This is a genomic window from Lysinibacillus sp. NPDC097231 (assembly GCF_044761885.1).
Classification (GTDB): Bacteria; Bacillota; Bacilli; order Bacillales_A; family Planococcaceae; genus Lysinibacillus.
Genome location: NZ_JBIWDH010000013.1, coordinates 58551 through 80403, shown reverse-complemented (window position 1 = coordinate 80403; position 21853 = coordinate 58551). Strand labels below are relative to the sequence as shown.

Sequence of the window (21853 nt, the reverse complement as noted above, 5' to 3'; positions counted from 1 at the left end):
TTTATTTGTTTACATCAACAATAAATAGGAGTGCGTTTTTTTGCGTACAAAAAAGTGTATGATATTATATCTAAGCCACGGCAAGAGTAAAAAGCTAGTCTTATTACTAGCTTTTAATTTCCTTTTTCAACATTAAAAATAAGTAAAGCACACCAATTTCTATGATTAGCGGGACAAAAATAATATTTAAATGGAGGAAAATCACACTTATCAAAATAGCTATACAAATAAATATTGAACTATATCGATAACTTTTTGATTGATAAAAAAATGAATATGGTAACAAATGTGCACCGTAAATAATTGCATATACAGGTAAGACCCACATAGGTGCTTTAATTAATAGAAGAATACAAATAATTAAATATAAAACTTGATTGTTTGTTGCAATCAACAGTCCATTAATCAATGGATTTTCTTTATAAAATAAATCAACATTTAATATTTTGGCACAAAGAATTGAAACAGGAAATAGCAATGCTCCACAAGATAAAATACCAATATTTTTTATCATTAAATCAAAAGGCAGCAAAGCGATTATTGTAATAACTCCCCAAATAAATATCGAGGCCATTATAAAAGGAAGCCCCTTCTTTTGTTTCTTTGCAATATCATTTAATAATACTTGTAAGCTAGTATCAATGTTCATTTTCGTCTCCTTAATTTTCTAGCGCTTTATTTAAACTATCCGCTATTTTTTTATTTTCATATTTTGAGAAAAAATAAAATCCGATGATATGGCCAATCAACGTTATTACTACAATTAGTAACAAATAAGGTTTGATAATTTCGAATACTTTTGGTGAAAAAAGATATACACTTTCAATACAACAGAAAAAATTCAAAAAAGTACTAATAGTAATTTTAGTTGTTACTTTGAATGTAGAGTAGTTCCACAAATAAGGATAAGCTATACCAAAAACAATCCCCATTAGAATACTGATTCCAATTAAATTCCAAATATAAAGAAATCGGACTGTTTCTTCATGAAGATTAAAAATAGTAATTAAAAAAACAATCCAAATCATCCCCAAAAATGAAACTTGCAAAAAGCTATTTTTTAAATCTTTTATCATATCAGTCTCTCCTTAATAGACTTTGCATAATGTCTACTGACAATATACTTATTTTGTTGTTTTGTAATAACTTCCAATCTCGCATGGCTTCCCGAAGCAAACGAGCTTATTTGATTCATATTCAAAATCAACGAATTGTTGATTCTAACTAATCCGAATGACTCCAAGTAAGATAATTCTTTTAAAATCTTATTAAGAAATAGTTCTGTTCCATCTATTAAAAAGATTTTAGTGAAATGACCTGATGCTTCAATTACTTCGATGTCATTTAGTTCAATCATAACCTGACGATTTGTTTTGAGATCTGTTGCGAATAATGTCCTAGATTGAAAAAAACGTTGTTCAAACGTCGAAAGCAATTCTTTATTTGATGGATTACTAATAATCTCAATTTCAGAGGATGATTGATTGTTTTTCCAAGTATAGTTGAATTTCATGTTGATCTCCTTCCTGTTTTTATCGTAGCAACACTTCTCAGAACTTACGATGATTTTTCGTTTTGTTGCAAAAAAAATAGATTTTGTTACAACATTGATTCAGTAAATTTAAAGCTAGAGTTTTCATGCCATCACAAAACTTATCTATTTCCTACAACAAGAGGAACACAATTAAACGTGTCTATTTTTGAAGGCACAGTGAGGAGAAAAGGGAAGAGTTTTTTAGACATATTTCTTTGTAAAGGTAATACAAGACACATTAACACAATATCATTCCCTACATCATCTATACTATTTGATACTTTAGTCGTAATGCTATATATTAAATAGCTACCGATTTTGATGCTTGATAAAACAATTGCTATACCAGTATTTTATGTGGTAATGATACAATAGGAAAGCGTTGTTTGGTATATATATGGTAAATATGAAACGGAAGAAATCAGCCAGCCATTATCTCTTAGCGACATGATAAGTCCTAAAAGCCTTAGAAGTCTATTCAGCAATAAAGTGCAGCTCTATGCAGAAAAAACATATACAAAATGACAAGCCAATTTGTAGTAGTACATAAGGGTAAAAGTAATTTTTAAAGATCTGAGAATTAATAATTAGTTACATTTAAAAGGAGGGAGATTGTTGAAAAGCGTAAACTTTCAACTTGATGAAAATAACTCGCTAGAGATAACCCAGATAGAAGATAATTTATTTGAGGTACGACTTGGAATTAACGGAAGCATTAATATTTCCTATATGACGCGTGAACAACTAGCAAATATCGAGCAACTAGGCGCTAATATTCGTATAGACACAATTCAAGAAAGGCTGCTTTAGGTAGTCGTATTTTTTTGGCTTGGTATTGAAGACCTAATGCAAATTTATAAAAATTGTGACAGAAACATTATTTATAAGAAAAAATAAGTGAAGATTTTGTAAAACCACCTGACTATTTCCATGAGTTTTATATACTTATAATAGTGGAATATTTTGAAATGAGTAAAAATATTCCTTTTTATAGTAAAAAACAGCTAATATCGAAGTAGAAAAGTAAAAAATAGCTTTGTGTTTTACTGATAAAGTAGGGGTATTTTCTTTCTGAGTAGTGACAATTGTCTCTAAACAAATGTAAATAGATTGTATATACTTACAGATAGAGGGAAGGAGGAGGTAGCTTGATTCTAGTTCGAAATGATAACTTCGAAATATCGGAAGAAAACGGAAAGGTATTTTTACTTACTTTCAATGCGGGTTTTCCATTAAAAGAATTTGATAGTATTTTACGTAGTCATCCACGACTTAAATTGTCTAATTTTTCAATATTAAAAAATGTCTTAGCGACAGAAGGCACAAGCCCTGTTGAAATTGGGCGCTGGCTTCCTAATGTTGAAGCTGAAATTGCACGAGATAAAATGTCTGCCTCTATATTTATCTATGAAACGCATGATTTTATTGAAAAGAATAAAGAAAAATTAACGCAACAAATTCTGGAAACACTTGAGGACGAAGGAATTGTTTACGGAATTTTAGATTTTGATATTTCGAAGCTTGAACCAGGAAAAGCATTTTTAATTGCACAAGGAACACCACCTATAGCAGGAACAGATGCTCAAATTACATACTTACCTAAACCAGAGAGAAAGCCAGTAATTCGCGAAGATGGGAAAGCTGATTATTATGACATGAACTTTATTTCAGAAATTTCTGAAGGCTCATGGCTTGGCGAGAAAATTCCTGCGACATTAGGTAAACCAGGGAAAAATGTACTAGGAGAAGTGATTGCAGCTGCACCTGGTCGTGATTTTCCTATACGATACGATATAAAATCAGCTTATGAAGTGGAAGAGGACGGGAAAATTGTTATCCGTTCAAAAATAGCTGGTGTATTAGATGATGTCAAGGGCATGATCGGTGTTAATAGACATTTACCTATTCATGGGGATGTTGGTGTTGAAACCGGTAATCTTGAATTTAATGGATCACTTAGCATTAAAGGAACGGTCACATCTGGCTATACAGTCATTGCTACTGGAGATATTTCCATAGAAGGCGCAGAAGGTGTAAGCGGTGCCAAACTAATTAAATCCATCGAAGGTGATGTCTATATTCGCGGTGGGATTTTTGGCCTTGGTTCGACTATTGTAGAGGCAGGCGGCAATATTTTCGTGAAGCATGTCAATGAGGCAAATTTATTTGCAGATGATAGTATTCATATTGGATTTTATGCATTGGGATCACAGCTCACTGCAAATTCTATCTTTGTAGACGAACGAAAAGGTAAAATTATTGGGGGGCGTGCTGTAGCAAAGAGCACAATCGTTACGGCTATCTCTGGAAATCGTTTGGAGCGACGAACTGATTTAATTATCGAAAGCGTCAATAAAAAGGAAAGCTATTCCATAATGCAAGAGAAGGCTACACAGCTTAAAGAACTGCAATCAGGAATCTCAGAGCACGAGGCAAAAATTAAAGGTTTATTACCATTCCTTAAACAAATGTCTAAGGAACAGGTAGCAACATTTGAGGAAACGAAGCAGGCCTTAACAAAATTGAAGGCTGAAGCAGCAACAATTGATCGTGAGGTTAAGATCATGATGGATGAAATGCGTCATGCTGGAAAAGAGGAAATTCTCGTGACCAAAGAAGCTCATCCTGGTACCTATATTCAAATTGGCAAAAAATCATCTATGCTAAGTAAAATGACAAATGGTAAATTTCTTCTTGAATTTGGTGAGTTGAATGTCTAACGACTCATTCATTCCTGTGTTCGCACATCGAGGGGCTTCAGCGTATGCACTTGAAAATAGCTTCAAGGCTTTTGAAAAGGCATTAGAGCTAGGTGCAGATGGGATTGAAATAGATATCCAGCTTTCAAAGGAAGGAACTCCAGTTGTGTTTCATGATCCACAGTTGTCAAGGTTAGCTGGCATTAATAAGCTTGTGAATGAATGTACGATAGAAGAGCTACTGAGTTTTAAACTTGGGAAACCGTGGAGACGATTATTTTCAACGTATAAAATCCCAACTTTTGAGGCAGTTTTGGCATGGGCAAATTCACAACAGCTACCTCTTAATATCGAATTAAAATCAACAATCCTTGATAATAAAAGCGCACTTATTCAAATGCTTCACGGACTTACTTTACCTATTGGTAGTCATTTTTCATCTTTTCATTACGAGCTACTAGAGATCGTCAAAAAATATAAGCCACATTATGAAACAGCACTTATAGCTACCAAAAAATTAAAATGGGATTTGCTAAGTGATTACAAAGCTATTGACAGTGTGCACATGCATAAAAAATATTATAAACCAAGATATTTAGAGGTATGTGTAGCAAGTGGTAAAGCATGTCGCTTTTATGCGATTGATGGAAATGAAACATTTTTGACGAATCCGCATCCTTCTGTAATTGGTTGGATTACAGATTATCCTGATATAGTAATAGCGAAACAACAACGTCAATAAAAATAGCTATCCAGTAAGTCTGATGCGACTTATTTGGATAGCTATTTTTATTTTTTTTGGAAGCGCGGAGCCACTTTTCCATTTTTTCGATCGCGGTGAAGTAAAAATCCTGCGAAAAAGCCAAAGCCAATAACAAAGAAAATGATGCCAACGACGAATTGTAGCCATAAAAATGGGAAAGGGGAAATGAGCTTTCCAAATAATGTATCACGCATAAATTTAATGCCACCTGCAGCCATAAGACCTGGAATAAGCATTACAATAAATGCAGCTAAACGAGCCATGCATGTCCCTCCTTATTCCTCAGTTTAATTGTACCTGTGGATAATGGAATGTCAAGAAACGTTATACATCTATGTATCTAGTTAATGCATTTGCAAGTAACATTTAAATCAGTAATTGTAACTGAATGTTTAGAAAATTCTTACTTAAACGAGAATGTGTAATAATAGTTGCGAAATTGTGAAATTGTCAGTATTGTAAAATTAAATGGAGCAATATTATCCATTACTAAACAATTTTATAACTTGATTGGGATGGGCATTTGGAGATGCACTTTCCAAAGCAAAGGGGCGAGTTTTCATGGAAATCTTCAAGTATATGGAAAAGTATGATTATGAACAATTGGTATTTTGCCAGGATGAAGCATCAGGGTTAAAAGCGATTATCGCTATCCATGACACGACACTTGGACCAGCACTAGGTGGAGCACGCATGTGGACATATGCATCAGAAGAAAATGCGATAGAGGATGCATTACGTTTAGCAAGAGGGATGACGTATAAAAATGCTGCAGCTGGTTTAAACCTTGGCGGTGGAAAAACGGTCATTATCGGTGACCCATTTAAAGATAAAAATGAAGAAATGTTTCGTGCACTAGGACGTTTTATTCAAGGGCTTAATGGCCGCTATATTACGGCTGAAGACGTTGGTACAACGGTAACAGATATGGATTTAATTCATGAGGAAACAAATTATGTAACGGGAATTTCTCCGGCTTTTGGTTCATCAGGAAATCCATCTCCAGTAACAGCTTATGGAGTTTACCGTGGTATGAAAGCAGCGGCAAAGGAAGCGTTTGGATCTGAATCACTAGAGGGACGTACAATTTCTGTACAGGGGCTAGGAAATGTAGCCTACAAGCTTTGCGAATATTTACATAATGAGGGTGCAAAACTTGTTGTTACAGATATTAATCAAGCGGCAATTGATCGAGTTGTCAATGATTTTGGAGCTACTGCTGTGGCACCTGACGAGATCTATTCTCAGGAAGTTGATATCTTCTCACCTTGTGCTTTAGGAGCGATTTTAAATGATGAAACGATTCCTCAACTAAAAGCAAAAGTGATCGCTGGATCTGCAAATAACCAACTACAAGATTCTCGCCATGGCGATTATTTACATGAATTAGGTATTGTTTATGCACCTGATTATGTAATCAACGCAGGTGGAGTAATCAATGTAGCTGATGAATTATACGGCTATAACCGTGAGCGTGCAATGAAGCGAGTTGACGGAATTTATGATAGTATCGAAAAAATCTTCGCTATTTCAAAACGTGATGGCATTCCGACATATGTAGCGGCTAACCGTTTAGCTGAAGAACGTATTGCTCGAGTATCCAAATCTCGTAGTCAATTCATAAAAAATGAAAAAAATATTTTACACGGTCGTTAAGAATCGCATATTAGTTTAGAGAAGTCGCATTGTCGACTTCTTCTAACTTTAAATAGTAAATTAAAAGATTGAAATGTAATTAAGCTAAAGCATTAAGCACTAATACTTTTGCAAGGCAGCCTTATCTATTGGGGTTGTAAAAAGATTGTATAGATAGGATGCTTTAGCATTTTTTCTCATAAGGGGGAATCCATATGGCTCAAAATTATGATGTTGTCATTTTAGGCGGAGGTACAGGTGGCTATGTTGCAGCAATTCGTGCAGCACAGCTGGGCTTGAAAACAGCCATTGTCGAACGCGAACGTCTAGGAGGCACATGCTTGCATAAAGGCTGTATACCAAGTAAGGCCTTACTTCGAAGTGCAGAAGTGTATCGAATGGCAAATAAAACAGCCGCTGATTATGGTGTAGAAATTGAAGGGGTTACATTGCAATTCGACAAAGTGCAAGCTCGGAAACAAGCTATTGTTGAGCAATTGAGCCAAGGCGTGAATACACTGATGAAAAAAGGGCAAATAGATGTTTATCACGGAACAGGGCGAATTTTAGGGCCGTCAATTTTCTCTCCAATGCCTGGTACTATTTCAGTTGAAATGAGTAACGGTGAGGAAAATGAAATGCTTGTGCCAGCAAATGTTGTGATTGCAACAGGATCGAAGCCAAGAGAAATGGCAGGGTTAACAGTTGATGGTAAATACGTGATGAACTCTGATCATGCGTTACTGATGGATGAACTGCCAAAATCATTGTTAATTGTTGGCGGTGGAGTTATTGGAATAGAATGGGCATCTATGCTGTGTGATTTTGGAGTTTATGTAACAGTCATTGAATACGGGCCATCGATTTTACCTGCAGAGGATGCAGATATTGTTAAAGAAGTGACAAAGCAGCTTGAAAAAAGAGGCGTCCGTATCGTGACAAATGCTCGCCTTGATACTGGAGCTTTTAAAATTGAAAATGATAACGTTTTCATTTCTGCGAAAGTTCATGATAATGAAGAATTATTTGAGGCTGATAAATTATTGCTGTGTGTAGGGCGTGAGGCAAATACGCAAGGCATTGGATTAGAAAATACAGAGATCGAAGTAGAGAATGGGTTTATCAAAGTAAATAATTCGTATCAAACAAAGGAATCACATATGTATGCCATAGGTGATGTTATCGGTGGCTTACAATTAGCACATGTTGCTTCACACGAAGGGCTGTCTGCTATCGAACATATTGCAACAGGTAAAACAGAGGCACTTGATGTCTTGAAAGTGCCAAAGTGCGTTTATTCTTACCCAGAGGTTGCAAGTATTGGCTTAACAGAAAGTGCTGCAAAAGAGCAAGGGTATACATTAAAGGTCGGTAAGTTTCCATTTAAAGCGATTGGCAAAGCACTTGTCAATGGAGAGACTGATGGCTTTGTAAAAATTGTTGCTGATGAGGGCACTAATGATATTTTAGGTATTCATATGGTGGGACCACATGTGACAGATTTAATTGGAGAGGCATCACTTGCTAAATTGCTTGATGCAACGCCATGGGAAGTTAGTCAGGCTATTCATCCACATCCGTCACTCAATGAAGTACTCGTGGAATCAGCACTTGCAGTTGATAATCGTGCCATTCATTTTTAAGATTCATAAATTTCTTAACTAAAGTATGGTCATGTGGGGATAAAAAATGCTTTAGTTATTTCTCTAAAATACGAAAGGGGTGTTCGTATGCAAGATGTTCAAATCAAGCATGAAGATCTAGGTTTATCAAATGAAGATGTACTTGGAATGTTCGAAACGATGTTAATGGCAAGAAGATTAGATGAAAGAATGTGGTTATTAAATCGTTCTGGTAAAATTCCGTTTGTTATTTCTTGTCAAGGGCAGGAGGCAGCACAAGTTGGAGCAGCCTTTGCACTCGATAAAAATAAGGATTATATTGCACCGTATTATCGTGATATGGGTGTTGTTTTACATTTTGGTATGACACCAAGAGAGTTGATGTTATCTGCTTTTGCCAAATCAGAAGATCCTAACTCTGGTGGTCGTCAAATGCCAGGTCACTTTGGACAAAAGAAAAATCGTATTTTAACAGGCTCTTCACCGGTTACAACGCAAGTGCCACATGCTGTTGGTGTTGCACTTGCGGGTCGTTTACAAAGAGAGGATTTTGTTTCATTCGTTACACTCGGTGAAGGCTCATCTAACCAAGGTGATTTCCATGAAGGCGCAAATTTTGCTGGAGTACACAAGTTGCCAGTCATTATCATGGTAGAAAATAATCAATATGCAATATCTGTGCCAGTTGAACGTCAATTGGGCTGTGCAAAAGTATCTGATCGAGGTATAGGCTACGGTATGCCTGGAGTTACTGTTGATGGTAAATGTCCATTACAAGTCTATAAAGTTGTGAAAGAGGCAGCCGATCGTGCACGGAATGGAGAGGGTCCAAGTTTGATCGAAACGGTAACATATCGTTTGACAGCCCATTCTTCAGATGATGATGATCGTCAATATCGTACGGCTGAAGATATTGCAGAAGGAAAGGCAAAAGACCCTATTCTATTATTTGAAAAGTATTTAATAGATGCTGGCGTGATGTCTGAAAAAGTACGTGCTGAAATAGAAGAGCGTGTTATGGCAGAAGTGAATGAAGCAACAGATTATGCAGAAGCTGCTCCTTATGCACAGCCAGAGCATGCATTGAAATATGTCTATGCACCAGTGGACGGAGGTGACGTGTAATGGCAGTAATGTCTTATATTGATGCGATTACATTAGCGATGAAGGAAGAAATGGAACGTGATGAACGAGTTTTCATTTTAGGGGAGGATGTTGGTCGTAAGGGCGGTGTATTCAAAGCAACCACTGGTCTGTACGAACAATTTGGTGAATATCGTGTACTTGATACACCGCTTGCAGAAAGTGCTATAGCGGGGGTAGGTATTGGGGCAGCCATGTACGGCATGCGTCCTATCGCCGAGATGCAATTTGCTGATTTCATTATGCCTGCTGTTAACCAAATCGTTTCTGAGGCAGCAAAAATCCGTTACCGTTCTAACAATGACTGGTCTTGCCCAATGGTTATACGTGCACCATTTGGCGGAGGTATTCACGGGGCACTCTATCATTCTCAATCTGTTGAAGCGCTTTTTGCAGGCACACCTGGGTTGAAAATTATCATTCCATCAACGCCCTATGATGCAAAAGGTTTATTAAAAGCAGCAATCCGTGATGAGGACCCAGTATTATTTTTTGAGCACAAACGTGCATATCGCCTCATTAAAGGTGAAGTGCCAGCAGATGATTACACATTACCTATTGGCAAAGCAGATGTTAAGCGTGAAGGAGAAGACGTTACTGTCATTACGTATGGTTTAGCTGTTCATTTTGCTTTACAGGCGGCAGAGCGCCTAGCTGCAGACGGTATTTCGGCCCATATTCTTGACCTACGCACAGTATATCCGCTCGATAAAGAAGCAATCATTGAGGCGGCAAGTAAAACAGGTAAAGTTTTACTAGTTACCGAGGACAATAAAGAGGGCAGCATTATGAGTGAGGTTGCGGCAATTATTGCAGAGCATTGTTTATTTGAACTCGACGCACCAATTCAACGCTTAGCTGGCCCAGATGTTCCAGCAATGCCATATGCACCAACGATGGAAAAGTATTTTATGATAAACCCTGAAAAAGTAGAGCGTGCGATGCGAGAATTAGCTGCCTTCTAATTGAAAAGGGCATATTGTTAGTCTTTTTTCAGTGACTCGAAAAAGTTAAAGCCTAGAGGGATGAACAGATTTTGACAGGACATAAATTTGCAATTAGTCATTGAAATTATCAATCTTCCTAAGCGATAGTGATTGGAGCAAAGATTATTGGCTGTTTGTGAAAAGTTGAAATCTGTACGAGTGTTGATCTACGCGTAAATGAAACCGTGTCTTTACCTCAGCTGTTTTAAAGCGGTGCGTCAGATACAATTACGCTTAGGCATATTTGATGGGAGGAATAGATGATGGCGATTCAAAATATTACAATGCCTCAACTCGGTGAAAGTGTAACAGAAGGTACAATTGAAAAATGGCTTGTAAAGCCAGGTGATACGGTAAAAAAATATGATCCATTAGCAGAAGTAGTAACTGATAAAGTAAATGCAGAAATTCCGTCTTCTTTTGAAGGGGTCATTACAGAGCTACTTGCAGAGGAAGGGCAAACGTTACCTGTTGGAGCAATCGTTTGTTCTATTGAAATAGCAGGTGACAGCGAGTTACCTCCTCCACCTCCATCGAAGAAATCAGCGGTAAGTACAGCTATTTTAAATGCAGGTGTACAAAAGAAACAAGAGGCTCAGCCAGCCACTACTGCTCCGATAGTATCGCAAAAAGCAGTTCGACAGGATAAAATACGCTATTCACCAGCTGTTCTTCGACTTGCACAAGAGCATGATATTGCACTTGACCAAATCACAGGAACAGGTGAAGGGGGACGTATTACAAGAAAAGACCTTATGCAACTGATAGAAGCTGGAAATATTCCAACTTCGCAGGTTGAAACACTGCCTGCTGTCGATACAGCCGTGCAACAGCCTACACCAGTAGCAGCACCTGCTTCACAGGAACTTACTAAACCATCATCACCAGCACAGCCAATTCAAGCTGGCGATATTGAAATTCCAGTGACGAAGGTGCGCCGTGCCATCGCCAATAATATGATGCGAAGCGTCCATGAAGTGCCGCATGCATGGATGATGATGGAAGTAGACGTAACAGATTTAGTAGCATATCGTGATAGTATTAAGTCAGAGTTTAAACAAAAAGAAGGCTTTAACATTACTTATTTTGCTTTCTTTGTGAAGGCTGTTGCTCAAGCACTAAAAGAATTCCCAATGATGAATTCCATGTGGGCAGAGGACAAAATTATTCAAAAACATGACATAAATATTTCCATCGCAGTCGCGACAGATGATGCATTATTTGTTCCTGTTATAAAACACGCGGATGAAAAATCGATTAAAGGTATTGCAAAAGAAATTAACGAGCTTGCTGTGAAAGTTCGCGCTGGAAAACTGGCAATGGATGATATTAAAGGTGGTACATTTACGGTCAATAATACGGGCGCATTCGGCTCTGTTCAGTCGATGGGCATCATTAATTATCCACAAGCAGCAATCCTTCAAGTGGAAAGTATTGTAAAAAAACCGGTTGTTTTACCGGGTGGAATGTTCGCTGCACGAGATATTGTGAATTTATGTTTATCTTTAGATCATCGCGTTTTAGATGGACTAGTTTGTGGTAAATTCCTAAATAGAGTAAAAGAAATACTCGAAAAGACGAATAAATCTTCAATGTCAGTCTACTGATGACTTGTCGGAAACCTGTTGTATAACGGTTTCCGCATTTTTTTTGCTTTCCGAGTCGCAATTTGTCATGTAGAATAACAAATAGAAACTACTAAGGGGGGAAGCTGATTAAGCGTCCGCATGTCAAACAACATGAAAAATATTGAATTTGAAAAGCCGTCCTATTCAGAATGGCAAGATGCAGCAATCAAGGCTTTAAAAGGGAAACCATTCGAGTCTCTTTTAACGAAAACGAGTGAAGGTGTTACATTAGAACCTCTTTACACGCAAGAAAGTTTAGTAGCAAAACTTGGTGAAGAACTTGATAAACAAGTTGCCACAATCCGTTCCCTACAAAATAGTCAGGCATTCCAAGTGGCACAGCAAGTATATGCTGATACAAGCGAAGCATTTTTTGCACAGCTTGATGATAGCTTAGCTCGTGGCAATGAAGTAGTAACAATTGATAGCCGTGTAAAATTCGCATGGACTGAGGAAGTATTGGCACAATTAGCTCCTTATTTCTCAGAATATTCGTTTAAAATTACGGTTGAAAATTCAAACGACTCATTATTAGCAGTATTCGACAAAATAGCAGTTGACCAACGAGAAGCTGTAAAAGGTTTCATCGTATCGAAAACCCCAATCTCTTTAAATGATTTCCCGAATGTGCGCTCAATCGGTGCGGATACAACGGTTTATCATAACGAAGGAGCAAATGCAGTACAAGAATTAGCATATGCACTTGCACTAGCGGCAAAATTCGCAAATCAAGAAGAAAGCTTTGAAGCATTTGCCAAGAAATTCTATGTATCATTTGCAATCGATACACAGTTCTTTACAGAAATCGCGAAACTCCGTGCATTTAAAGTACTTTGGAAAGCGTTCTCATCCGCATATGGTGTAGCTGAAAATGTAAAAGTTCCAACTATTGCTGAAACTTCATTAAGAAGCTTCTCAAAGCTGGATGTTTATGTAAACTTATTACGTGCAGCTAATGAAGCGCTTTCGGGCTTAATTGGCGGTGCGGATGTCTTTACAGTTCACCCACATGATGCATTAACAAAACCAACAGAGCAATCAATTCGTATTGCACGAAATGTATCTTTAATCTTAAAAGAAGAAACAAATGTATTAAAGGTAACAGATCCTGCTGGTGGCTCATACTTCATTGAGTCATTAACAGCAGATTTCGTGACAGAAGCTTGGGCTTTATTCTTAGAAATTGAAGCAGCAGGAGGCATTGATGCTTATACTGTCTCAGGTAAGCTTACTGAGGAAATTGAACAATCCTATCAAGCGCGTATTAAAGCCGCACAAACACGTAAACAATCGTTAATCGGTACAAATATTTATGCAAATCCTGCAGATGTGCTTGAAGACGAGATAAACCCACTATTTGCAGAAATTAAGCGAATTGCTAAACCTTTCGAGCAATTACGTGCTGCAATGACTGCTGCAAATATGAATACAGGAATCTTAGCATTAGGTACATTGAAAAGCTCAAAACCACGTGCTGATTTTGTGTCAGGTTTCTTAAACACTGTAGGTCTAGTACCAGAAAAAAGTGAGCCAGTTGCAACAGCTGAAGGAGCAATAGCTTGGTTAAACGCTACAGATGCAAAATATGTAGTAATCGCAGGTAACGATGACGATACAAAAGAATTAGTACCAGCTATTTTAGCAGGTAAACCAGCTAACGTAATTGTGGACGTAGCAGGTAAATTTAAAGACGAAGAAGAAGCTTGGTTAGCAAATGGCTTAAACGGCTTTATTTTCGCAGGACAGAACATCATCGAAAAATTAAATTCAGTGTTCGCTAGCATGAAGGAGGTCCAACGATGAGCAAGCCAAATTTTAGTGCAGTTGAAATCGAAAAAGTATTAGCAGCTGAGGCACCTCAAGCGTCAGAAGATAAATTTATGACAAATGAAGGTATCGAAATTAAAGATATTTACACAAAAGATGATATTAAAGACGCAAAACATTTAAATGATGTTGCAGGTATTGCACCAAATACACGTGGTCCATACCCTACGATGTATGTTGCTCGTCCATGGACGGTTCGCCAATATGCAGGTTTCTCTACAGCCGAAGAATCGAATGCATTCTACAAGCGTAATCTAGCTATGGGACAAAAAGGTCTTTCTGTTGCCTTTGACTTAGCTACCCACCGTGGTTATGACTCAGACCATCCACGTGTAACAGGGGATGTTGGTAAAGCTGGGGTAGCGATTGATTCTGTAGAGGATATGAAAATTTTATTTGACCAAATTCCTTTAGATCAAATGTCAGTGTCAATGACAATGAACGGTGCTGTTTTACCAGTTCTTGCGTTCTATATCGTTGCAGCAGAAGAGCAGGGAGTTACACCTGACAAGCTTGCTGGTACGATTCAGAACGATATTTTAAAAGAATATATGGTTCGTAACACTTATATTTATCCACCAGCTATGTCTATGAAAATTATTGCTGATATTTTTGAATATACAGCGAAATACATGCCAAAATTCAACTCTATTTCGATTTCTGGTTACCATATTCAAGAAGCGGGTGCAACGAATGACATAGAGCTTGCTTATACATTAGCAGATGGCCTTGAGTATGTCCGTACTGGGCTAAAAGCTGGAATCGATATTGATGCCTTTGCACCGCGTTTATCATTCTTCTGGGCAATCGGTATGAATTATTACATGGAAGTTGCAAAAATGCGTGCTGCACGCCGAATTTGGGCGCAAATGATGTCAACGTTTAATCCGAAAAATCCTAAGACATTAGCGCTTCGTACACACTCACAAACATCTGGTTGGTCTTTAACAGAGCAAGATCCATTTAATAATGTGACACGTACGCTAATTGAAGCAAATGCATCATCAATGGGCCATACGCAATCACTTCATACAAATGCACTTGACGAAGCGATTGCTCTGCCAACTGATTTCTCAGCACGTATTGCACGTAATACGCAGCTATTTTTACAGGAAGAAACAGCGATGACAAAAGTTATTGATCCATGGGGCGGTTCGTACTATGTGGAGAAATTAACGGACGAAATTACAAAATCTGCGTGGGCATTAATTGAAGAAATCGAAGAACTTGGTGGTATGGCAAAAGCAATCGAAACAGGTCTTCCAAAAATGAAAGTCGAGGAAGCAGCGGCAAAACGTCAAGCAAAAATCGACTCAAAAACAGAAACAATTGTTGGTGTAAACAAATATCGTCTAGAAAAAGAAGAACCTATTGATATTTTAGACATTGACAATACATTAGTACGTCAAAAACAAATTGAGCGTTTAGAAGCAATGAAGGCAGCTCGTGATGAAGCAGAAGTACAAAAACATCTAGCTCGATTAACTAAAGCGGCGCAAGATGGGGAAGAAAACTTATTAGCTATAGCAGTAGATGCAGCGCGTGCTCGAGCTTCATTAGGTGAAATTTCAGATGCGATTGAAGTTGTATCTGGTCGTCATAAAGCAGTAATCCGTTCAATCTCTGGCGTTTACTCTGCAAACTTCTCAGATGAAGAGCAAATTGCGGAAGTAAAACAAATGACAGAAGAGTTCCTTGAAAATGAAGGTCGTCGTCCACGTATTTTAGTAGCGAAAATGGGACAAGACGGACATGACCGCGGCGCGAAAGTTGTCGCAACTGGTTATGCTGACATAGGCTTCGACGTTGATATTTCACCATTATTCATGACACCTGCTGAAGCGGCTCAAATGGCTGTGGAAAACGATGTACATGTAATCGGTGTATCTTCTTTAGCGGCTGGTCATAAAACACTAGTGCCTGAGCTAATCGAAGAGCTAGGAAAGCTAGGTCGTGAAGATATTATCATCATTGTTGGCGGTGTAATTCCAGCACAAGACTATGAATTCCTTTATAACGCAGGAGCAGTAGCAATCTTTGGTCCTGGTACAGTAATTCCTGTATCTGCCATTAAAATTATCGAAGAAATCTACAAACGTCTAGGTTATGAGGAAGTGTCTGAATAATGGACAAAAACAAAGGAATGCCTGAAAGTGCGCTATTTGTTATGGACGGAGTAGAGGCAACTCACGACGGAATGCAAAATGGTACACCGAAAAAGTTCCGAAAGAAAAAGGCAGACAATATTAATATACAGGAGCTTGCGCAAGAAGTACGCGCAGGCTCTCGTACACAATTATCAAAAGCCATTACACTCATTGAAAGCTCAAATGTAACGCATAAAGTGCAGGCACAAGAGCTTTTACAAGAGCTTCTACCGCATACAGGAAACAGTGTCCGCATAGGGATCACTGGTGTTCCTGGTGCTGGAAAAAGTTCTTTCATTGAGGCTTTCGGAACGATGCTTTGTGAGATGGGGAAAAAAGTGGCAGTCCTTGCGATTGATCCAAGCTCTTCTTTATCAGGAGGGAGCATTTTGGGCGATAAAACACGAATGGAGGAGCTCGTGAAGAAGCCGAATGCATTTGTTCGTCCATCCCCATCAGCTGGTACCCTAGGGGGTGTCCATAAAAAGACACGTGAAACGATGCTAGTTTGTGAAGCAGCCGGTTACGATGTGATTTTAATTGAAACAGTCGGTGTTGGACAAAGTGAAACGTATGTCCGTGGTATGGTTGACTTTTTCTTGCTACTAGTATTAACAGGTGCTGGAGACGAGCTACAAGGCATGAAAAAGGGCATTATGGAATTGGCAGATGCCATTGTAGTGCATAAGGCTGATGGTGATAATGTACGACTTGCGAAAAAGACGGTTTCCGAGTACAAGCAAATCTTACATTTCTTACAGCCCGCGACACCAGGATGGATGTCCACAGCAATGCCGGTTAGTTCATGGGAAAAACGTGGGCTCGACAAAGTATGGAGCACAATCGGAGAATTCAGACAAATCGTTGAGGCGAATAATTACTGGTCGATTAGACGTCAAAATCAAACAAAAGATTGGTTCCAATCGATGATTATTGATCATTTAATCGATACGTTTTATGGTGATCCAGAGCGTAAAGCACAAGTGCAACTGCTAGAACGTCAAATTTTAAATGGACAGTTGACCGTAACACAAGGTGTAGATCATTTATTTAGCGATGAACAATCACAGTAATAATATATTTTGTTATCCGGCTTTAACAAAGCAGTAATTTATGTACCAAAAGCGAGGCGTCAGTTACAATACTTTCACCCTCTAGATTTTGCAAAAGCAAAGAAGTTAAGTGAGAAATTAACTGCCCAGAAATGCCCGTCTGGTGAAGAGTAATAATCGTTAGAGAATGAGGAAAACCTCCACTGATTAAGTTTCACTTTATGTGAGCAAGAAGGTGCACAAAATCGTCACTTACTGCTATGATAGAAGATGTATTAGCGTCGAAAATCTAAAGCTAGTGTTTAACTTCTTTCAGCTGAAAGAAGTTAAAGCCTCCGGCGGATGTCACGGAATCAGATAGGCGTTCTTTGTGCATGCACAAAGCCGATTCCGGACGCAATTATGCCGAGGCATAATTGATGATGATGATGCAAACTTGAAAGGGGCTATCGCTTTATGAATATGGATTACGATTTATTTATGCAAGAAATTTTAAAAACGGCACGTGGGGAAATTGAGGCAGCTGGTTATGAACAGCTACGCACACCAGAAGCTGTTGAAGAGGCGTTTGCTCGTCCAGGTACAACATTAGTCATGGTAAACTCAGTATGTGGCTGTGCAGGGGGTATTGCACGTCCAGCAGCAGCACAAAGCGTACATTACGATAAACGTCCAGACCATCTTGTAACGGTATTTGCTGGCCAAGACAAAGAAGCAACTGCAGCTGCCCGTTATCACTTCGGTGAAGATCACTTACCATCCTCCCCATCCTTTGTATTACTTAAGGATGGACAAGTGGTAGCAGAAGTTGGACGCTATGAAATTGAAGGACATGACCCAATGTCTGTTGTGACAAACTTACAAGCAAACTTTGAGGAATATTGCGACGAACTTTAATTTTATTCATTAAAAGAGAAGCTATTCTATAAGTAGGAAGCCCCGCAGCGATATAAAGTCTGCGGAGGCATACTGCTTAGCCACTTCAAGCTTTGCATCTTTTGACTTTAATTACATTTAGAATTTTTGAAATATTGGCTAAATAAATAACTGAATGTTATCTTAGTAATGACTAAAATTAGTGAAGAATACTGAAGGATGGGAGGCAGTCGACTTGAAGAAATTTTCAATCGGCTATCGTACATTAAAAACGGCAATTGGTACGGCAATTGCTATAGCCATTGCTCAGTATTTTGAATTAGCTTCTTATGCATCTGCTGGTATTCTAACAATATTATGTGTACAACCAACGAAGAAAAAATCCCTTCGTGCGGTATATACACGATTCGTCGCGAGTATTATCGGTATGTTTTATGCATTTTTGAGCTTTCAGCTATTTTCCTATCATCCGCTTACATTAGCAGGAATGCTGCTAATTTTTATACCAACAATTGTATCATTAAAGGTAGCAGATGGCTTTGTCTCCAGCGCCGTTATTATCATGCATATATATGCTGCTAAGAGTTTCTCAATGGAGCTTGTTTATAATGAATTTGCTTTAATGGCAATTGGTTATGGAACGGGAATAGCTATTAATATGTATATGCCAGACATTAAAAAGGAATTAAATTACTACAGAGTTAAAATTGAGGAACTTTACAGTAGGATTTTTTTAGAAATTGCCAACTATTTAAGAGAGGGCGATACGTTATGGGATGGACAAGAAATTATTGAAGCAATCACAGCTTTAAATAATGCCAAATCCCTAGCATTTAAAGATGTTGAAAATCATTTTACGAGACGAAAAAATGACTACTATTTGTATTTTGATATGCGTGAACAGCAGCTAGAAATTATAGATAGGGTACTTCCAAAAATAACGGCACTTCCTGTTATAGTACAAGAGGCGGTTATCGTTGCCGACTTTTTGCAAGACCTCGGTGAGCACGTTCATTCAGGGAATACGGCTAGTCATTTCAGAGAGAAGTTAGAGCATGTAAAACGAGATTTCGCCCAATTACCTTTACCAAAAAACCATGAGCAATTTCTAGCACAAGCAGCGCTCTATCAATTTATAGAGGAAATGGATCGATATTTAGAAATTAAGCAGTCTTTCAAGGGGTTAAAGGTAAAGAAAGAGCGCCCGCAGTAATGCGGACGCCTCGCTTTTCATTACACTAGCATCGATAAGCCGAATGCTAGTGATGAGATTACCATGATCGCGACCATAGTATAAACAACAATTTTTTGAAATTTTTTATTACTCATATGCTCGTTCGCTCCTTCTTTTCTTATAAATAGTTTAGCAAATCTGAAAAATTTCTCAAGTAGTAGAGTTTTGACGAAAAAGTCTGTAAAATAGAATATGTACCATAACAGAAGGAGATGTCACCATGGAGAAAGTAGATCACATTGGTATTGCGGTTCGCGATCTTGATGAACGCATTACATATTATACAGAAACTTTAGGCTTAAAGTTACTGAAGGTGGAAGAAGTAGAATCTCAACAGGTTCGTGTTGCATTTATTGACGCTGGTAACGTGAAAATTGAACTATTAGAACCGATGAGTGAAAAAAGTGCTATTCACGGATTCATCGAAAAACGTGGAGAAGGTATTCACCATGTTGCTTTCGGTGTGACAGGAATTCGTGAGCGTATGGCAGAGCTTCGTGAAAAAGGCGTACGTCTTTTATCAGAAGAACCAGGACCAGGTGCTGGTGGTGCAGAGGTTGCTTTTATGCATCCTAAATCATCTTTCGGTGTGTTATATGAATTATGTGATAAAAGTGGAAAAGGGGATAAGTGATTAGTATGGATATGTTCGACAGAATTAATGATTTATATGACCGTAAGACGGTAATTGAGCTTGGTGGTGGCTATGAGCGCATCGAAAAGCAGCATGAAAAAGGTAAATTAACAGCTCGTGAGCGTATTGAATTATTACTTGATGAAGGTACATTTTTCGAAATCAACCCATTCATTACACACCGTACAGTAGACTTCGGTATGGACAAATTAGAAGGTCCTGGTGATGGTGTAGTAACTGGTTTCGGTAAAATCAACGGACGTCCAGTATACTTATTCTCTCAAGATTTCACAGTATTTGGTGGAGCACTTGGTGAAATGCACGCAAAAAAAATGGCAACAGTCATGGATCTTGCTGCGAAAAATGGCACACCTTTTATCGGTATTAATGATTCAGGTGGTGCACGTATTCAAGAGGGTGTACTTTCACTTGATGGATATGGTCATATTTTCTATCGTAATGCAATCTATTCTGGTGTAATTCCGCAAATCTCAGTAATTATGGGACCATGTGCTGGTGGAGCGGTATATTCTCCAGCAATTACAGACTTCATTCTAATGGTTGATAAAACATCTCAAATGTTCATTACAGGACCTAAAGTTATTGAAACGGTTACTGGTGAAAAAATCTCTGCTGAAGATTTAGGTGGTTCTAAAGTCAATAACGCTGTAAGTGGTAATGCACACTTCCGCGCACCATCTGAAGAAGAAGCTATTAATCAAATTAAGAAGCTATTGAGCTACTTACCACAAAACAATAAAGAAAAAGCTCCGCGTCAGGCACGTCCAGAGGGTGATGACTATCGTCCAGAAATCGTGGATACAGTGCCAATTGAAACAATACGTCCTTATGATGTACGTAAAGTAGTGGAGCAAATAGTGGACGAAGGTTCATTCATGGAAGTGCACTCAGAATTTGCGAAAAACGTAGTAGTTGGTTTTGCTCGTATCGCTGGTGAATCAGTTGGTCTTGTATGTAACCAACCTAAAGTACTTGCTGGTGGATTAGACATTGATTCATCTGACAAAGCTGCTCGTTTCATCCGTACTTGTGATGCTTACAATATACCAATCATTACTTTTGAAGACGTTTCTGGCTTCTTCCCAGGCGTTAAACAAGAGCATGGTGGTATCATCCGTCACGGAGCGAAAATCCTTTATGCATACTCAGAAGCAACTGTACCAAAAATTACTGTAATCCTGCGTAAAGCATATGGTGGTGCATACGTTGCCCTTAACTCTAAATCAATTGGGGCTGACCTTGTGTTCGCTTGGCCTAACGCAGAAATTGCGGTTATGGGTGCAGCGGGTGCAGCTAACATCATCTTTGCACGTGAAATTGCAAAGTCGGATGATCCAGAAGCAACACGTGCAGCAAAAATTGAAGAATATAAAGAGAAGTTTGCAAATCCATATGTTGCAGCATCTCGCGGTATGGTAGACGATGTTATCGATCCACGTGATACACGTATTAAGCTAATTCAAGGACTTGATATGCTATCAAACAAACACGAAACACGTCCAGAGAAAAAACACGGAAACATCCCTCTATAAGAATTGTACAAGCCCAGTAACCATTTGGTTAGTGGGCTTTCATGTTATTGAAAAACTATTGTGTCAATGAAATTAAAGTAACCTAATAAATAAAGTATGACCTTTCGGCAAAAAAAAGGGGTTGATTTCCATTCCGACTGGTCGCTTTGTTGTTGCTGTCGCTACGCTTTCGCACAGAGCAAAGCTTCCTAGGGGCGTCCGATGGCTTGCTCTCCAGGGGCTCGGGCCAACACGATGTTGGTCACGAAGGCGTTATCACAGGACGTGATGCTTTTAGCCTTCGTTCCTCTATCGCTAACCCCCAAGGAGTTGACCAGTCTCCACTCCAATCAACATTTCACTTAGCATAAATCTTCTTGCATTCACGTTAATTTATAGTGATAAATTAATAGCTCAGCAATGAATGTTAACTGTGCGAAAGCGAAGCGACAGCAACAAATGTTAACTGTGCGAAAGCGAAGCGACAGCAACAAATGTTAACTGTGTGAAAGCGAAGCGACAGCAACAAATGTTAACTGTG

At 38.4% G+C, this 21853-nt stretch carries 20 protein-coding genes; 15 read left to right on the top strand and 5 right to left on the bottom strand.

Going from position 1 to position 21853, the window contains the following annotated elements; all coding sequences use genetic code 11:
- Positions 1-106: 106 nt before the first annotated feature.
- Genes ACIQXF_RS10110 through ACIQXF_RS10100 form a run of 3 tightly spaced genes read right to left on the bottom strand, consistent with a single transcriptional unit; the run spans position 107 to position 1513 of the window.
- Positions 107-649 (bottom strand): DUF7010 family protein, encoded by a 543-nt coding sequence (locus ACIQXF_RS10110; protein WP_402782355.1) that lies wholly within the window; start codon positions 647-649, stop codon positions 107-109.
- 10 nt (positions 650-659) lie between these two features.
- On the bottom strand, positions 660-1076 hold the full coding sequence (locus ACIQXF_RS10105) for a hypothetical protein (protein ID WP_402782352.1): 417 nt from the start codon (positions 1074-1076) through the stop codon (positions 660-662).
- Positions 1073-1513: a LytTR family DNA-binding domain-containing protein gene (locus ACIQXF_RS10100; RefSeq protein ID WP_402782349.1), complete on the bottom strand. Its 441-nt coding sequence runs from the start codon at positions 1511-1513 to the stop codon at positions 1073-1075. Before ACIQXF_RS10100 ends, ACIQXF_RS10105 begins: the two co-directional genes overlap by 4 nt.
- Positions 1514-2149: 636 nt before the next feature.
- Between ACIQXF_RS10100 and ACIQXF_RS10095 the strand changes: the two genes are divergently transcribed.
- The 3 genes from ACIQXF_RS10095 to ACIQXF_RS10085 all read left to right on the top strand — a co-directional run bounded on the left by ACIQXF_RS10095 (position 2150) and on the right by ACIQXF_RS10085 (position 4975).
- Positions 2150-2344, top strand: a complete 195-nt coding sequence (locus ACIQXF_RS10095; RefSeq protein WP_402782346.1) for a hypothetical protein — start codon at positions 2150-2152, stop codon at positions 2342-2344.
- 338 nt (positions 2345-2682) lie between these two features.
- Complete coding sequence (locus ACIQXF_RS10090; RefSeq protein WP_402782343.1) at positions 2683-4254, top strand: flagellar assembly protein A; 1572 nt, start codon at positions 2683-2685, stop codon at positions 4252-4254.
- Positions 4247-4975: a glycerophosphodiester phosphodiesterase gene (locus tag ACIQXF_RS10085; RefSeq protein ID WP_402782340.1), complete on the top strand. Its 729-nt coding sequence runs from the start codon at positions 4247-4249 to the stop codon at positions 4973-4975. The genes ACIQXF_RS10090 and ACIQXF_RS10085 overlap by 8 nt, the downstream gene beginning before the upstream one ends.
- A 47-nt stretch (positions 4976-5022) precedes the next feature.
- Here the strand turns inward: ACIQXF_RS10085 and ACIQXF_RS10080 are convergent, their stop codons facing one another.
- A complete protein-coding gene (locus ACIQXF_RS10080) occupies positions 5023-5259 on the bottom strand; it encodes a DUF2627 domain-containing protein (protein ID WP_402782337.1) in 237 nt (78 codons plus the stop codon).
- Between the two features lie 298 nt (positions 5260-5557).
- On the opposite strand from ACIQXF_RS10080, the gene ACIQXF_RS10075 reads away from it, so the two are divergent.
- From ACIQXF_RS10075 to ACIQXF_RS10030, 10 genes are all read left to right on the top strand, one after another.
- Complete coding sequence (locus tag ACIQXF_RS10075; protein WP_402782334.1) at positions 5558-6652, top strand: Leu/Phe/Val dehydrogenase; 1095 nt, start codon at positions 5558-5560, stop codon at positions 6650-6652.
- Positions 6653-6846: 194 nt separating this feature from the next.
- Complete coding sequence (gene lpdA, locus ACIQXF_RS10070; protein WP_402782331.1) at positions 6847-8274, top strand: dihydrolipoyl dehydrogenase; 1428 nt, start codon at positions 6847-6849, stop codon at positions 8272-8274.
- Positions 8275-8361: 87 nt separating this feature from the next.
- Entirely contained in the window at positions 8362-9378 is a 1017-nt protein-coding gene (locus ACIQXF_RS10065; RefSeq protein WP_402782328.1) for a thiamine pyrophosphate-dependent dehydrogenase E1 component subunit alpha, read from the top strand.
- The gene (locus ACIQXF_RS10060; protein ID WP_402782325.1) at positions 9378-10361 is read left to right on the top strand and encodes an alpha-ketoacid dehydrogenase subunit beta; all 984 of its coding nucleotides are present in this window, start codon (positions 9378-9380) and stop codon (positions 10359-10361) included. The genes ACIQXF_RS10065 and ACIQXF_RS10060 overlap by 1 nt, the downstream gene beginning before the upstream one ends.
- A gap of 284 nt (positions 10362-10645) precedes the next feature.
- Positions 10646-11989, top strand: a complete 1344-nt coding sequence (locus tag ACIQXF_RS10055) for a dihydrolipoamide acetyltransferase family protein (RefSeq protein ID WP_402782445.1) — start codon at positions 10646-10648, stop codon at positions 11987-11989.
- A gap of 120 nt (positions 11990-12109) precedes the next feature.
- Complete coding sequence (locus tag ACIQXF_RS10050) at positions 12110-13813, top strand: methylmalonyl-CoA mutase family protein (protein WP_402782322.1); 1704 nt, start codon at positions 12110-12112, stop codon at positions 13811-13813.
- Entirely contained in the window at positions 13810-15963 is a 2154-nt protein-coding gene (gene scpA, locus ACIQXF_RS10045; protein ID WP_402782319.1) for a methylmalonyl-CoA mutase, read from the top strand. Before ACIQXF_RS10050 ends, scpA begins: the two co-directional genes overlap by 4 nt.
- Positions 15963-17057 carry a methylmalonyl Co-A mutase-associated GTPase MeaB gene (meaB, locus tag ACIQXF_RS10040; RefSeq protein WP_402782316.1) on the top strand — a complete coding sequence of 365 codons (1095 nt, stop codon included), beginning with the start codon at positions 15963-15965 and terminating at the stop codon, positions 17055-17057. The genes scpA and meaB overlap by 1 nt, the downstream gene beginning before the upstream one ends.
- A gap of 435 nt (positions 17058-17492) precedes the next feature.
- Entirely contained in the window at positions 17493-17933 is a 441-nt protein-coding gene (locus tag ACIQXF_RS10035; RefSeq protein ID WP_402782313.1) for a BrxA/BrxB family bacilliredoxin, read from the top strand.
- A gap of 214 nt (positions 17934-18147) precedes the next feature.
- Positions 18148-19125 (top strand): aromatic acid exporter family protein, encoded by a 978-nt coding sequence (locus tag ACIQXF_RS10030; RefSeq protein WP_402782310.1) that lies wholly within the window; start codon positions 18148-18150, stop codon positions 19123-19125.
- A gap of 20 nt (positions 19126-19145) precedes the next feature.
- Here the strand turns inward: ACIQXF_RS10030 and prli42 are convergent, their stop codons facing one another.
- Positions 19146-19241 (bottom strand): stressosome-associated protein Prli42, encoded by a 96-nt coding sequence (prli42, locus tag ACIQXF_RS10025; RefSeq protein ID WP_158003016.1) that lies wholly within the window; start codon positions 19239-19241, stop codon positions 19146-19148.
- Positions 19242-19366: 125 nt separating this feature from the next.
- On the opposite strand from prli42, the gene mce reads away from it, so the two are divergent.
- Positions 19367-19780 (top strand): methylmalonyl-CoA epimerase, encoded by a 414-nt coding sequence (gene mce / locus ACIQXF_RS10020; protein WP_053594596.1) that lies wholly within the window; start codon positions 19367-19369, stop codon positions 19778-19780.
- Between the two features lie 5 nt (positions 19781-19785).
- On the top strand, positions 19786-21333 hold the full coding sequence (locus ACIQXF_RS10015) for an acyl-CoA carboxylase subunit beta (RefSeq protein ID WP_402782305.1): 1548 nt from the start codon (positions 19786-19788) through the stop codon (positions 21331-21333).
- The last annotated feature ends 520 nt before the right edge of the window (positions 21334-21853 follow it).

What these genes read in the sequence shown, in the direction of transcription:
- ACIQXF_RS10060 (WP_402782325.1), top strand. Translation starts at nt 9,378, where the DNA reads ATGGCAGTAATGTCTTATATTGATGCGATTACATTAGCGATGAAGGAA.
- ACIQXF_RS10100 (WP_402782349.1), bottom strand. Translation starts at nt 1,513, where the DNA reads ATGAAATTCAACTATACTTGGAAAAACAATCAATCATCCTCTGAAATT.
- meaB (WP_402782316.1), top strand. Translation starts at nt 15,963, where the DNA reads ATGGACAAAAACAAAGGAATGCCTGAAAGTGCGCTATTTGTTATGGAC.
- scpA (WP_402782319.1), top strand. Translation starts at nt 13,810, where the DNA reads ATGAGCAAGCCAAATTTTAGTGCAGTTGAAATCGAAAAAGTATTAGCA.
- prli42 (WP_158003016.1), bottom strand. Translation starts at nt 19,241, where the DNA reads ATGAGTAATAAAAAATTTCAAAAAATTGTTGTTTATACTATGGTCGCG.
- ACIQXF_RS10065 (WP_402782328.1), top strand. Translation starts at nt 8,362, where the DNA reads ATGCAAGATGTTCAAATCAAGCATGAAGATCTAGGTTTATCAAATGAA.
- ACIQXF_RS10055 (WP_402782445.1), top strand. Translation starts at nt 10,646, where the DNA reads ATGGCGATTCAAAATATTACAATGCCTCAACTCGGTGAAAGTGTAACA.
- ACIQXF_RS10110 (WP_402782355.1), bottom strand. Translation starts at nt 649, where the DNA reads ATGAACATTGATACTAGCTTACAAGTATTATTAAATGATATTGCAAAG.
- lpdA (WP_402782331.1), top strand. Translation starts at nt 6,847, where the DNA reads ATGGCTCAAAATTATGATGTTGTCATTTTAGGCGGAGGTACAGGTGGC.
- ACIQXF_RS10015 (WP_402782305.1), top strand. Translation starts at nt 19,786, where the DNA reads ATGGATATGTTCGACAGAATTAATGATTTATATGACCGTAAGACGGTA.
- ACIQXF_RS10080 (WP_402782337.1), bottom strand. Translation starts at nt 5,259, where the DNA reads ATGGCTCGTTTAGCTGCATTTATTGTAATGCTTATTCCAGGTCTTATG.
- ACIQXF_RS10085 (WP_402782340.1), top strand. Translation starts at nt 4,247, where the DNA reads ATGTCTAACGACTCATTCATTCCTGTGTTCGCACATCGAGGGGCTTCA.
- ACIQXF_RS10075 (WP_402782334.1), top strand. Translation starts at nt 5,558, where the DNA reads ATGGAAATCTTCAAGTATATGGAAAAGTATGATTATGAACAATTGGTA.
- ACIQXF_RS10035 (WP_402782313.1), top strand. Translation starts at nt 17,493, where the DNA reads ATGAATATGGATTACGATTTATTTATGCAAGAAATTTTAAAAACGGCA.
- mce (WP_053594596.1), top strand. Translation starts at nt 19,367, where the DNA reads ATGGAGAAAGTAGATCACATTGGTATTGCGGTTCGCGATCTTGATGAA.
- ACIQXF_RS10105 (WP_402782352.1), bottom strand. Translation starts at nt 1,076, where the DNA reads ATGATAAAAGATTTAAAAAATAGCTTTTTGCAAGTTTCATTTTTGGGG.
- ACIQXF_RS10050 (WP_402782322.1), top strand. Translation starts at nt 12,110, where the DNA reads ATGTCAAACAACATGAAAAATATTGAATTTGAAAAGCCGTCCTATTCA.